Source organism: Clostridioides sp. ZZV14-6387 (assembly GCF_020657835.1).
Lineage (GTDB): Bacteria > Bacillota > Clostridia > Peptostreptococcales > Peptostreptococcaceae > Clostridioides > Clostridioides difficile_A.
In genome coordinates, this window is sequence record NZ_JAGWCW010000001.1 from 166,944 (window position 1) to 180,041 (window position 13,098).

The following is a 13,098-nucleotide window of genomic DNA, read 5'->3' on the forward strand; positions in this document are numbered from 1 at the left end:
AAAATAGACATTATATATCTACTCTATAGGGTACATTTTAATTTAACTCTATTTTCATGACTTTTTATGTCTATTAAAATGAATTTTCATCTCAATCAATCTAACATAATAATTATAAGTTATTTATCCAGTTCATTTTTGCGAGTTTAAATAGTCGATACAAAACTAAAAAATTATGCCCATTATTAGTTTCATATTTTTTTATTTAATCTAAATCTTCACCATTTGAAGCAATTACTTTCTTATACCATTCAAAACTTTTCTTTTTACTTCTTTTCAAACTTCCATTACCACTATTATCTCTATCTACATATATAAATCCATAACGCTTTTCCATTTCACCCGTACTAGCACTTACTAAATCAATAGGACCCCACATAGTATATCCTAGTAAATCTACTCCATCTATAGAAACTGCATCATACATAGCTTTTATATGTTCTCTTAAATAATCGATTCTATAATCATCTTCTACGTAACCATTTTCATCAGCTATATCTTTAGCTCCTAATCCATTTTCTACAATAAATAATGGCTTTTCATATCTATCATATACATGATTTAACGTAATTCTTAGACCTAGTGGGTCAATTGGCCATCCCCATTGACTATATGAAAGATATGGATTTTTAGCAGATGTAAATATATTTCCTTCAGCTACATCATCTACACTTTTATCAGTTCTAACACAACGGCTATTATAATATGAGAATGCAATAAAATCTACAGTGTGTTTATTTAATAATTCAATATCACCAGGTTCCATTTCTGGTGTAATACCTTTTTGTTCCATATACTTTAAGGCATAATTAGGATATTTTCCTCTAGATTGTACATCTATAAAAAAATAGTTTTCTCTATCTAGCTTCGTAGCTTCCCATACATCATTAGGATTACAACTATAAGGATATACACTTCCAGCTGCAAACATACATCCAACTGAGTTATTTTCATCAACTTCATGTGCTATTTTAGTTGCGACCGCACTAGCCACAAGTTCATGATGGGCAGCTTGATATTTTATCCTTTCAACATCTTCTCCTTCTTCAAAACAAATACCAGCACCCATAAATGGAGCATGCAAAATCATATTTATTTCATTAAAAGTCAACCAATACTTCACTAATCCTTTATACCTTCTAAAGATTACATTGCATAGTTTCTCATAAAAACCTATCATCTTTCGATTACGCCATGCACCATACTTTTCAATTAAATGCATAGGACAATCAAAATGTGTAATAGTAACTAATGGTTCTATATTATACTTTTTACATTCATTAAATATATTTTCATAAAATTGAAGACCCTTTTCATTTGGCGTTTCTTCATCACCTTTTGGGAATATTCTACTCCATGCAATACTCATTCTGTATACTTTAAATCCCATTTCACCAAATAACTTTATATCTTCTTTATAATTATGGTACATATCAATACCAGTTTGAGCTGGATAATAATGTTCATCATCAAAATCAAACATTTTTAATTTTCCTGTAATAACTGCTGTTCTATCTTTTCCTGTTGGACATACATCTACATTTGCTAGACCTCTTCCATCTTCATTATATCCACCTTCACATTGATTAGCAGCAGTAGCTCCTCCCCAGAGAAAATCTTTTTTAAAACTCATAGTTAAGCCTCCTAAAATTACACTAAAGCATTAACTTATGCTAATACTTTAGTCTTTTATTAATACCTTAGTATTTTATTAATGCCTTAATCTTTTACTAAAATATAACTGTAATTAGATTATCTTTTAATTCAGTATTTTTACTTTCTGTTTCTACCACATCTAAAAACTGCGATGAATTTGTAATAACAATTGGAGTTACAACACTATATCCTGACTCTTTTATTACATCAATATCAAATTTTAGTATTGTTTGACCTTTTGTAATCCTGTCACCTTGTTTTATATATGCCTTAAAACCTCTTCCTTCTAATTGAATAGTATTTAATCCAATATGAATAAGTACCTCAACACCTGCATCTGAAATGATTCCTATAGCATGCAAGCTTGGGAATAAGGTCGTAACCACTCCATCTACTGGTGCAACTACTTTTCCATCACTAGGTATTATTGCTACACCTTGACCCAGTACACCAGATGCAAATGCTGCATCCTCTATATCACTTAAATTTAATACTTCTCCTTTTATAGGGCTTGCTATTATCTCTTTTTCTAATTTAACAGACTTAACTCCTTTTGTTTCTTCTTCTACTTTATTGTTTACCTTTTTAGATTCTTCTGTTTTCTCATCTTTATATAAAACCATAGTTAATACAAAAGCTACAACCATTGATATAGCTATACCAGAAAGAGCTACTATTAAGTTGCCCATTCCTCCATCTGGTTCAATCATTGCTGGAAGTTCGAATATTCCCATCCCTCCAGTTATAAACTTTCTAAGATTAAAGAATCCATAGAAAGCTCCTCCAATACCACTAGCAATACAACTTATTATAAATGGTTTCTTTAAAGGTAGTAGTATCCCATAAATTGCTGGCTCTGTAACTCCAAATATACCAGATATAAAGTTTGGTATTGCCATCTCTCTTAATTTCTTATTTTTAGTCTTAAAAAATATAGCTAATACAACTGCCGAACTTGCAAATGTACAAGCAAAGAACGGCATCATAACATTATCGTATCCTAAAGTCATAACATTATTTATATATACAGGAATAAATCCCCAGTGCATACCAAAAATAACAAGAATTTGCCAAGTAAATCCTACTATAGCACCTGCTAATAATGGACTAAAATCTCTTACTGAAAGTACAACTTGTGAAATAAGTGTAGAACCAAATGTTGCTATAGGACCTATAACTATAAGTGCAACAGGTAATGTAACTAATAATGTGAGCATTGGTACAAAGAAGAACTTAACTAAGTCTGGAATAAACTTATTAAATAATTTTTCACACTTAGATGCAAAATACACTATAAATATAATTGGTACAACTGTTCCAGTGTAATCCATTGATATTATTGGTAATCCAAGGAAATCAATATATACTGGTGATGCAAACATAGTCCCTTTAAATAAAGTATACATCGCATCTGTACCTGCTGATATACTGCTACCTTGTATAGCAGGATAACACATTGCAGCTCCTAGTGCTAATCCCAACATTGGTTTTAAACCAAATTTTTTGGCTGAAGTATATCCTAAAAATAAAGGAAGAAATGTAAATAATGCATCTCCTGTTGCATTTATTACCAGATATACACCAGATACATCACTATATAGTCCCATTGCTACAAATAAAGCATTAAAACCTTTTAACATACCACAGGCTGCCATTATTCCTAGTACTGGCTGGAAAATTCCTGATATTATATCTATACATTTATCCAACATACTACCTGACTTCTTTGTTTCCAAATTTTCACTTGAGTCATCTAAGTCAATTATTTCAACTACATCTTTATATACAGCTTCAACATGATTTCCTATAACTACTTGATATTGCCCTCCACTTTTCATTACAGTAACAATACCTTCCATATTTTTCAACACATCGTCATTTGCTATACTTTCATCTTTTAATGTAAAACGTAATCTCGTAATACAGTGTACTAATCCACTAATATTTTCTTTTCCTCCAACATTTTTTACTATGTCTTGTGCTAATTGTTTGTATTTTCCCATTTTTTCCTCCATATTTCGTTTAAATTAAATTTTTGAAATTTGAAGGTTTGGCCAACTCAATGTTACCATCCAACCATAGGTATATCTTTTTAGTATCACTTCCTTTCAATCGTTATTCCTATATAAACTACTACAAGATTATTCAACTTATATTTTTGAATCTTTAACTACTTTAGCTAAATGTATAGTTAAATATATAAGTTCATCATCTGTTAATATGTAGTTATATTGTTTTTTAATAAAATTCTTAATCTTGATTACACATTCAAACTCTTTATTGTACTTAGACTTAATAATACTTAATAACTCTTTATCTGTCTCACCTTCATGTGCACTATTTAAAAGTAATCTCTGCACAAAGAATTTAAGATGCATTATAAATCTATAATAAAATACTGATTCTTCATGAAATTCTATCCTAAAATGATATCTAACTATGCTAAGTACTTCTTGTATTAACTTTGTAATATCAGATGCTAAAGTATGACCTTCACTTAACTGGGCATTTACTATATGAAAAGCTATAAAGCCAGCTTCATCTTCAGGTAATTTTACACCTGTTTTGCTTTCGATAATGTCTAGTGCTTTCATTCCAATTTCAAACTCTTCTTTGTAAAACCTTTTAATTTCCCAAAGTATTGCATTTTTTACGTTTATTCCTTCTTTCATTCTTTGAATTGCAGAATATGTATGGTCACTTAGTGATATATAAATACTTTCATTTAACTTCTTGTTTAACTTTGTCTGTGCATACTCTATAATTTCACTTGATAATTTCATGTGTTCTATAGGAATGTTATTAAGTAATTCTTGTAGCTTATTTGATATTTCTTTGTTCGATATTCTAAATACTTTGTTTACTTTAGTTTTATCTATTAGACTACCTTTTGGTTTTTGATAACCAATGCCTTTACCCATGACGATAATTTCTTCATCATTTTCATCTAATGTGATTACAACATTATTGTTTAATATCTTATTAATTATCATGATTATCCTCCTTTTAAGCATAAAAAAAGCTTATCCATAATAATGGGCATACTCCTTCCTAGGATACTGCTATTATTAATGAATAAGCTTAGCTTGTACTTAAACAATTACTACCTAATTCCAATTATTATGATAAAACATTAGACATATTTTGTCAACGTTTTCTTTATATATTTCATCTTCTATGACTATTATTTAATGGTAATCAAATTCTTTACCAATAAGTATAAGAACGATTAATGTGCTATAATTTCTTTAACTAGTAAATTTTATGTTTATTATAATACAATATATCCATAAAATACTTTATCAGAACAAAAGTATTAAGAATTAAAATAAAAAATAGTTAGGGAGATATAATTATGATTTTATATTTTAGTGGTACTGGCAATAGCCGATATATAGCTCGCAAAATTGCACAAGAATTAAGCGATGAGTTAATATCATTAAATCAACTTATAAAAGAAGAAAAAACAGATGACTTAATATCAACAAACAAGCCATTCATATTCGTATGCCCTACTTATGCATGGAGATTACCAGTAGTTGTTACAGATTTTATAAAAAAAACAAAGTTTTTGGGAAACAAAAAAGTTTACTTTATAATGACTTGTGGTGGTGATACAGCAAAATCCATAAACTATATTAAAAAATTGTGTGAATATAAAGATTGGCAACTAAAAGGTATGGCAGAAATTAAAATGCCAGAAAACTATATAGCTTTATTTCCTACACCAGATAAAGAAACATCAAAACAAATTATTAAAGAAGCAGATAAACAAATATATAAAATTATTTCTGATATAAATAATGAAAATGAATTTGAAATCATTACCCCTAGTGGTTTAGGAGGTACAATTAAAAGTGGGATAACAAATATAGTTTTTTATAAAATGATTATTAATGCTAAAGGATTTCACTATACTGATAAATGTATTGGTTGTGGAAAATGTGTAGAACTATGTCCTTTAAATAATATTAACTTAAAAAATCAAAAACCAGATTGGGGAAATAACTGTACTCATTGTATGGCATGTATTTGCGGTTGCCCTACTGAAGCTATTGAGTATAAAAATAATACTCAGAATAAAGAAAGATACTATTTAGAATAATATATTTTTGCTATTTAAACCATTATAAAAGGGGCAGTCTCAAAATTGAGATAAGCCCCTTTTTCATTGTTAAAATCATAGAAATATATTTGATTTCATACAAAAAAGAGAACCTCATGAACTAAAAAGTTGATTTTGAGATACTCCCTTTTTGTTAAATTATTTTACTCACCTTTTCTTATATCATTTTCACCAATATGTTGTATCCCAATAAATATAAGATTTATTAGTTCTGTTAGTGATTTCCATTGTGATTTTTTTGAATCAAGATAATAATAGTTTTTTGTTCCTTCTCTACGTACATTAACAATTTCTGCTTCTTTCAATATTTTAAGATGATGAGATACAGCAGGACGAGAAAGATGTGTTTTTTCTGTAATCTCGCCCACCCGTATTCCATTAAAATCACTCTCTAAAAGCGTAATTAAAATTAACTGTCTAGTTTCATCACCCATAGCAGAGATAGCTTTGCGACATTCTTTAAATCTAGATGTTATTTCTTGCATTCTTTGCTGACATTCTTTTTCCATAAAATCCTCCACCTCTTATAAGTATCTAACATTTGCTGGTTCTTTTTGTGCAGTACGTCTATATTTAACATCTGGATATCCAATCACTAGTGTTGTAAGTACATGAGCCCTATGTTTTAGACCTAAAAGTTTTTTTAACTTTGGTGAATTATTTGCTACATCTGAAAAATATCCACTAAATAAAACTCCTAATCCATAAGATTCTGCCATTAGTGCCATATTTGATGCTGCAAGTGAACCACTAATCTTATCTTTTGTAACTATCATTATTGCAATAGGAGCATTCTTGAAAAAAAAGTTATCATCAATCGAGACTTCCTTTGAATGTTTAACAGTAATATTTGCAATAGGTTTTATTTTTCTAAAAAACTTTACTGCTTCCTTCTCATATATTGATTTTTTATTATCCAAAACAATATATGAAACATCTTGTGAATTTTTAGCACTAGGTGTATATCTACCTGCTTCTATAATTTGCTTTACAATCTCTGAAGAAACATCTTTATCTTTAAACTTACGAATACTTCTTCTTGATTTTATTGCCATTAGCAATTCATCTGGGTCCAGATTTGGCTTCTTTGTAAGTTCTATTGGTGGGTCATTAAATCCTGTTAGTGTAATAGCTTCTTTTGGACAGATTGCTGAACAATGTCCACACATTAGACAATCTTGATTTTTTATTACTGATTTTTTATTTTTTATATCTATATTATTTACTGGACAATCATTTTTACAAAGTCCACATCCAATACAGAGTTCTTTATTAACTTCAATTATATGCTTATATCTCATATGCTTTTATCTACCTTTCGTTCATTAGTTTAAACTATTATAACACGTAGATATTTTTTATATTCATTGGTAAAGAATTTGATTACCATTAAATTTTTACCATCTATATTACACAATCTTTTTATAGATTTTAAAGTATTATGGTTTTCATATAATAACTTTCTTTTATTTGTAGTTATAACAAATAACAAAAAAGCACATCCCCAATCAGATGCACATTTTAAATAAATATATCTTTTATAAAGATTATAATCCATGTAGATTTCACTAGATTTTTTTAGATTAATTCAATACCCCAAGGTAAATTCAAATCTCTAGTTTATACAATATCTACGCTTCATAAAGCACATCTAATATTTCTTTTTTAGTATGTGCATTTAAAAGCTTTTTACTTATATCTTTACCACCTAAAATATAAGATATTTTAGATATTAATATTATATCTTCATTTCCTTCAGATTGTGGCATAGAAAACATAATTATTATTTTTACAGGCAACCCATCTATACTTGGCCAATCTACACCTTCTCTAGATTTACCTATTACCACAGATGCTTTCTTTACATACTTTGTTTTTCCATGTGGCATCGCCATCTGATAACCTATACTTGTAGAGCCTATTTTTTCTCTATGCTTTAGTGCCTTTATGAACTTACTTTTTGAAGTTATACTTCCTTCATCGTATAATTTATCTACTAATTCTTGTATTATGCCTTCTTTTGTAGTTGATTTTAAGTCTAAGATAATACTTTCTTCGCTTAATATATCTCTAATTTCCATTTATTTTCTCCAGTACATTGTTATTAAATAATATTTTGATATCCTCTTTTCTCTCACAATCTATTATATAATTTATATAGTTCTTTTGCCTATATAGATTTGATACTTCAATCAGAATATGCTTTAAAAAGCTACGATTACTAGTTTCTAAATAAAGATTAATCGTTCTATTAACATTATTGACATTCATTATTCCTCTATTTACTTTGCTTTGATTGCATATATATATATTTAAATCTTTTCCTAATGAGATAGATTCATATTTACTACTTAAATTCATACCTATTAGACTTTTCATCTGACTTATATCAGAATTAAAATATATATTATCTTTTAAATATACTCCTAATAAGTTTGTATCTAAGTCTTTGTTATTTTGAGGTTTATTAAGTAGAGCATTTTTTATATTATTAATGTCACTTTCCATTAATAGTACTGATACAACTATATGTAATTTGTCTTTCAAGTCTAAATTTACAGTAGATATTACAAAATCTACATCATCTAAATTTCGCTTATTCAATTGATGCATAGGGATTATATCAACTATAGTCCACTCAGGAAATTCTCTTTTTAATCTAGCCGCAAGAAGCTGAGATGTTCCATACCCTGTATTACAAACTACTATTACTCTTTTATCACTCATATTTCTTTCTATAGCTGCTTGAAAATATGTAGCTAGATATGAAACTTCATCTATACTAATATTTTTTAAATTATAATACTCTGTCATAATATTTAAAGTCATCATACACAACCCCAATACATCTGAAAATCGCTCTTGTATCTCTTCTAATAATGGGTTTTTTATTTGGATATCATATCTTAATCTGTTTAACATGTGTCTTACATGAGATGCTAGACTTTTTTGTAATAATTCATCATCTCTAAGATTTATATTTAAAAACTGTGACATATTCTCTATCATTATAGATGATACTTTTTCACTATCACTTAATATCTCTGATTCATCATTGCTACTCTTATTACTTTCGCTACTAAATCCAGATGATACTAAATATATATAAATATATTTAATTTCATCTTTAGTTATTTTTACTCTATATCTATTTTCTATTTTTCCTATAAGTGTAGTTACCTTTTCATATACTAACTCATCTAAATTACATATAGAAACTTCCTTTTCCTCCTGAAACTCTATTTGATTACCTTCTTCAACTCTCTTTAAACATATAAGTATATGTGTAATTAAATTTATATAGTAGGGCTGACTTATAACATATCCTAAATTATCTTCCAATTCTGTAATTATAGTTTCTACAAATATAATGGAATCAATATCAAATAAATTTATCAATGCACTAAATGTGGCAGAATCTAATCTTGTTAACTCAGATATATCATGCTGTTCATAATTTTCATCTAATAAGTCGTCCACCATCTTAGCAATCGATTTCCTTATATCCACTTCTTTACCTATAATTTTAGTTCCCTCTAGGGTTTTATTAAGTTTTAAATTATATTCCTTTATCCATTCCTCTATATATTTAAAATCATTTACTATAGAGGTTTTACTTACATAATATTTATCCGATAACTGATTTATTGAAGTTATATTACTTGAATTTAATAATAGATATTTTAAAATTTCCATTCTTCTTTGCTCTACTGATAAAGATTTATTTCCTTTTGGTTGTATATTTAAACTATTAATTAGGTCTATATTGTTCTTTGCTGAAGCTTCTATTAATATTCCACAACCTCTTTTTATATCAATTTTTATATTAAAAGTTTCTAAATATACCTCAATAACCTTCAAATCTTTCTGTAATGTTTTATCTGATACATTTAATTTATCTTTAAAGTATTTTATAGGTCTATATTCATTTTCATTTAATATCAATTTAAGAAATTCAATTTGTCTTGATACAAGCATACTTATGCCCCCTACCTATTTTTTGATATTTCTATTAAGTACTATTTTAGCATATTTCATAGCTATGTAAGAATACTAAGATACTTCTGTATCATAAAAGAATTTATGATACACTTTGCAAAATTCATATAATATAATTTCAAAATAAAAAATAAGGATATTGAGATGTAGCCAACTACTTCTTCAATATCCTTATTTTCAATCTTATTTATAATTTAAGCACTAAGTATTTCAAATTCACTACTTTCACTCTTTATAGTAGGTTTTGTTATCCCTATAATTAATGTTGTTATTACTGTACCAACTAATATGCAAGCTATATACGCAATTGGCGAACTACATGCAAATGGTATTACAAATATTCCTCCATGTGGTGCCATCAAAGTTATATCTAAACTCATACATATTGCTCCACCTATACAAGAACCAATTATATTTGCTGGAATCATTCTTAATGGGTCTGCAGCTGCAAATGGTATTGCTCCTTCTGTTATAAAAGATGCACCCATTATAGCAGTTGGCAGTGCTGACTTTCTTTCTTCTTTAGTAAACTTATTTTTGAATATTAACATAGCTAATGCTATTGCTAATGGAGGTACCATTCCACCTACCATTAATGCTGCTGATGGTTCAAATACATTACTAGAGAACATAGCCAATCCAAATGCTGAAGCTGTTTTATTAATAGGGCCTCCCATATCTGAAGCCATCATTCCTGCTAATATTGCACCTAATAATATTTTATTAGTTCCAGACATACCTTGTAACCAAGACTGTAAAGCTTCATTTAACCATGATGCTGGCGTATTAACTATGAAGAACATTATAGCCCCACTCGTGAATGCAATCAATAGTGGACATATCAGTACAGCATTTACTCCCTTTAATACATCTGGTAAGTTTTCTGTTATCTTCATTACTCCTAAAGCTATATATCCTGTTGCAAATCCGGCTACCATACCACCTAGAAATCCTGAACCTCCAATAACTGCCATAAAACCAGATATCATAGCAGGAGCAAAACCTTGCCTTCCAGCAATTGATTTAGCTATAAAACCAGCAAGTATTGGTATGAATAACTTAAATGCTGAGTCGCCTCCAAGTTGTCCAAAGAATCCAGCTATAGGATTGTATGTTTCATGAGTTGGGTCTGATGCAAATATACCAAACATAAATGCTATAGCTATACCAATCCCACCTATTACTACAAATGGAATCATTTCAGATACACCATTCATTAAGTGTTTATAAATACCTTTTTTCTCTGCTCCTTGAAGTATTTCTTTTGAATCTTCTAAAGTTTTTCCACCTGGCTTAATTTCTTTAGCCATGCCATTTTCAGCATTTATAATTAAATTTTTTGCTAATGAAACATTCTTAGCATCTGCTACTTTCTTTTGTAATACTTTCTTTCCTATAAATCTACTTGTTTGAATTTCTCTATCACAAGCTATTATCACATACTCTGCTCTTTTTATATCCTCTTTAGTTAACTTATTTTCTATACCTATAGCTCCATGTGTTTCTATTTTTACTTCATATCCGAGCTCTTGCCCTGCTTCCTCTAACGCTTTTTTTGCCATAAAAGTATGGGCTATCCCTGTTGGACACCCTGTTATTCCAACTATAAGACCTTTACTTTGATTATTACTTAAATCTCCTGATTCTACTGCCTTACAATTAAATATATTTAATATTTCATATGGAGTTTCTGCATTTAGTAGATTCTTAATAAGATTTTCATCCATTAAATATGTAGCTAATTTAGATATAATCTTAAGATGAATGTCTAAACCTGATTCTGGAATTGCTATCATAAAAAATGACCTAAGTTTTTGACCATCATTATCCATAATCTCCCTATCTGTTCTTAAATACATCATTACAGGTTGATTTACTGCACTTGACTTGGCATGGGGGATAGCTATTAAATTTCCCATGTTGGTTGGTGATTCTTTTTCTCGTTTATTAATATCAATTATAAATTTTTCTTTATCATTTATATAATTTCCATGATACAAATGATTTGCCATATAATCAATTACATCTTTCTTAGTTTTAAATTGTTTATCTAATACAATACAATCACTACGTAATATTTGCTCTATCATAGACTCTCATCTCCTCGTAATTTATTATCCAATTACTAATTCTTCTTTTTGTGAAAAACATTTTAATTTATCTATGTCATTAAATAAATTCATTTTAAACTCTATAACCTCCCTTGCAGCTTCTATACATTGTGGATATATAGCATCTGGTTCATACAGACTTGGATTTTGTTGTAATACTTCTCTGCACTTCTTATAATATGCTGATTTAACATCACTTGAAATATTTACTTTACAAACTCCTAGTTTAACTGCTTGTGCTATTTCTTCATCTGGATTTGATGAGCCTCCATGAAGGACTAAAGGTATATCTACTACTTCTTTTATTTCTTTCAATAAGTCTAATCTAAGTTCTGGTTTAAACCCTTTTGGATATATACCATGTGCTGTACCAATTGCAATAGCTAGCGTATCTACTCCTGTTTTTTCAACAAAATCCCTAGCTAATTGTGGATTTGTATATATTATTTCATCAGAACCACCTTCTCCTGATGTTCCAGTTGTCCCTATTGTCCCAAGTTCTCCTTCTACAGATACATTTAATCCTTTTGCTATTTCCACTATTTCTCTAGATATAGCTACATTTTCTTCGTATGGTAAATGTGACCCATCAATCATTACTGATGTAAATCCACATCTTATAGCTCTTAATATTTGACTTTTATTTGCTCCATGGTCTAAGTGTATTACCATAGGTACCTTACTCTTATGTGCTTCTTCTATACAACTAGCTACAAAACTATCTTCTAGAAAACTTAACTCATTTGGGTGAATTGCAAGGATTACTGGTGCATTTTTTTCATTAGCACTCTGTACTACCGCTTTAAGTATTTGCCCACTCCCTATATTAAATGCTGGTACTGCAAATTGATTTTCTTGTGCCACTTGTAACATTTCCTTCATATTTATTAACATATTGTACCTCCTGATATTTTTAATTTTGATTTATTTGTTATTGATTTTGTTGTTGTTTATATTTAAATAATATCAGGGTAATAAAAGTCAGAAAATAACAATCGTTTTCCTTATTGAAAAGGAACTTTTATTATATATTCTTAGTTCCTTTTCAATAAGGAGCTTTTAGAAGTCTGTATCACAGTTAATTATATTTCTTAAACTTATTTATTATCAATACTCAATAAGCTCAAAAGCTGACTCTAATAATTGTGATTACTTTGTAAATCTTCATTTAAATTCTATCCTCTAGCTATATCATCAATTTATCAA

General features: G+C 28.7%; 11 protein-coding genes. 1 reads left to right on the forward strand and 10 read right to left on the reverse strand.

The genetic code is table 11. The features are described from left to right. Positions 1-205 precede the first annotated feature (205 nt). From KGF38_RS00740 to licT, 3 genes are all read right to left on the reverse strand, one after another. Positions 206-1,633, reverse strand: a complete 1,428-nt coding sequence (locus tag KGF38_RS00740; protein WP_167639899.1) for a 6-phospho-beta-glucosidase — start codon at positions 1,631-1,633, stop codon at positions 206-208. Positions 1,634-1,730: 97 nt separating this feature from the next. After that, on the reverse strand, positions 1,731-3,659 hold the full coding sequence (locus tag KGF38_RS00745; RefSeq protein WP_227832074.1) for a beta-glucoside-specific PTS transporter subunit IIABC: 1,929 nt from the start codon (positions 3,657-3,659) through the stop codon (positions 1,731-1,733). Positions 3,660-3,806: 147 nt separating this feature from the next. Next, positions 3,807-4,649, reverse strand: a complete 843-nt coding sequence (licT, locus tag KGF38_RS00750; protein WP_074179899.1) for a BglG family transcription antiterminator LicT — start codon at positions 4,647-4,649, stop codon at positions 3,807-3,809. A gap of 362 nt (positions 4,650-5,011) precedes the next feature. Between licT and KGF38_RS00755 the strand changes: the two genes are divergently transcribed. Next, a complete protein-coding gene (locus KGF38_RS00755; protein WP_227832075.1) occupies positions 5,012-5,761 on the forward strand; it encodes an EFR1 family ferrodoxin in 750 nt (249 codons plus the stop codon). 164 nt (positions 5,762-5,925) lie between these two features. On the opposite strand, the gene KGF38_RS00760 is transcribed toward KGF38_RS00755, so the two are convergent. From KGF38_RS00760 to KGF38_RS00790, 7 genes are all read right to left on the reverse strand, one after another. Continuing rightward, positions 5,926-6,291, reverse strand: coding sequence for an ArsR/SmtB family transcription factor (locus KGF38_RS00760; protein ID WP_054271605.1), 366 nt, complete (start codon positions 6,289-6,291; stop codon positions 5,926-5,928). A 15-nt stretch (positions 6,292-6,306) separates the two neighbouring features. Beyond that, positions 6,307-7,083, reverse strand: a complete 777-nt coding sequence (locus KGF38_RS00765) for a nitroreductase family protein (RefSeq protein ID WP_074179900.1) — start codon at positions 7,081-7,083, stop codon at positions 6,307-6,309. 29 nt (positions 7,084-7,112) lie between these two features. After that, the gene (locus tag KGF38_RS00770) at positions 7,113-7,340 is read right to left on the reverse strand and encodes a hypothetical protein (protein WP_054271607.1); all 228 of its coding nucleotides are present in this window, start codon (positions 7,338-7,340) and stop codon (positions 7,113-7,115) included. 73 nt (positions 7,341-7,413) lie between these two features. Further along, positions 7,414-7,863 carry a PTS sugar transporter subunit IIA gene (locus KGF38_RS00775; RefSeq protein WP_074179901.1) on the reverse strand — a complete coding sequence of 150 codons (450 nt, stop codon included), beginning with the start codon at positions 7,861-7,863 and terminating at the stop codon, positions 7,414-7,416. Beyond that, entirely contained in the window at positions 7,853-9,760 is a 1,908-nt protein-coding gene (locus KGF38_RS00780) for a BglG family transcription antiterminator (RefSeq protein WP_074179902.1), read from the reverse strand. Before KGF38_RS00780 ends, KGF38_RS00775 begins: the two co-directional genes overlap by 11 nt. Positions 9,761-9,975: 215 nt before the next feature. Continuing rightward, the gene (locus tag KGF38_RS00785; protein ID WP_074179903.1) at positions 9,976-11,871 is read right to left on the reverse strand and encodes a fructose-specific PTS transporter subunit EIIC; all 1,896 of its coding nucleotides are present in this window, start codon (positions 11,869-11,871) and stop codon (positions 9,976-9,978) included. A gap of 24 nt (positions 11,872-11,895) precedes the next feature. Beyond that, the gene (locus KGF38_RS00790; protein WP_054271611.1) at positions 11,896-12,786 is read right to left on the reverse strand and encodes a ketose-bisphosphate aldolase; all 891 of its coding nucleotides are present in this window, start codon (positions 12,784-12,786) and stop codon (positions 11,896-11,898) included. Between the last annotated feature and the right edge of the window lie 312 nt (positions 12,787-13,098).

What these genes read in the sequence shown, in the direction of transcription:
- KGF38_RS00785 (WP_074179903.1), bottom strand. Translation starts at nt 11,871, where the DNA reads ATGATAGAGCAAATATTACGTAGTGATTGTATTGTATTAGATAAACAA.
- KGF38_RS00770 (WP_054271607.1), bottom strand. Translation starts at nt 7,340, where the DNA reads ATGGATTATAATCTTTATAAAAGATATATTTATTTAAAATGTGCATCT.
- KGF38_RS00765 (WP_074179900.1), bottom strand. Translation starts at nt 7,083, where the DNA reads ATGAGATATAAGCATATAATTGAAGTTAATAAAGAACTCTGTATTGGA.
- KGF38_RS00775 (WP_074179901.1), bottom strand. Translation starts at nt 7,863, where the DNA reads ATGGAAATTAGAGATATATTAAGCGAAGAAAGTATTATCTTAGACTTA.
- KGF38_RS00745 (WP_227832074.1), bottom strand. Translation starts at nt 3,659, where the DNA reads ATGGGAAAATACAAACAATTAGCACAAGACATAGTAAAAAATGTTGGA.
- KGF38_RS00780 (WP_074179902.1), bottom strand. Translation starts at nt 9,760, where the DNA reads ATGCTTGTATCAAGACAAATTGAATTTCTTAAATTGATATTAAATGAA.
- KGF38_RS00760 (WP_054271605.1), bottom strand. Translation starts at nt 6,291, where the DNA reads ATGGAAAAAGAATGTCAGCAAAGAATGCAAGAAATAACATCTAGATTT.
- KGF38_RS00740 (WP_167639899.1), bottom strand. Translation starts at nt 1,633, where the DNA reads ATGAGTTTTAAAAAAGATTTTCTCTGGGGAGGAGCTACTGCTGCTAAT.
- KGF38_RS00755 (WP_227832075.1), top strand. Translation starts at nt 5,012, where the DNA reads ATGATTTTATATTTTAGTGGTACTGGCAATAGCCGATATATAGCTCGC.
- licT (WP_074179899.1), bottom strand. Translation starts at nt 4,649, where the DNA reads ATGATAATTAATAAGATATTAAACAATAATGTTGTAATCACATTAGAT.
- KGF38_RS00790 (WP_054271611.1), bottom strand. Translation starts at nt 12,786, where the DNA reads ATGTTAATAAATATGAAGGAAATGTTACAAGTGGCACAAGAAAATCAA.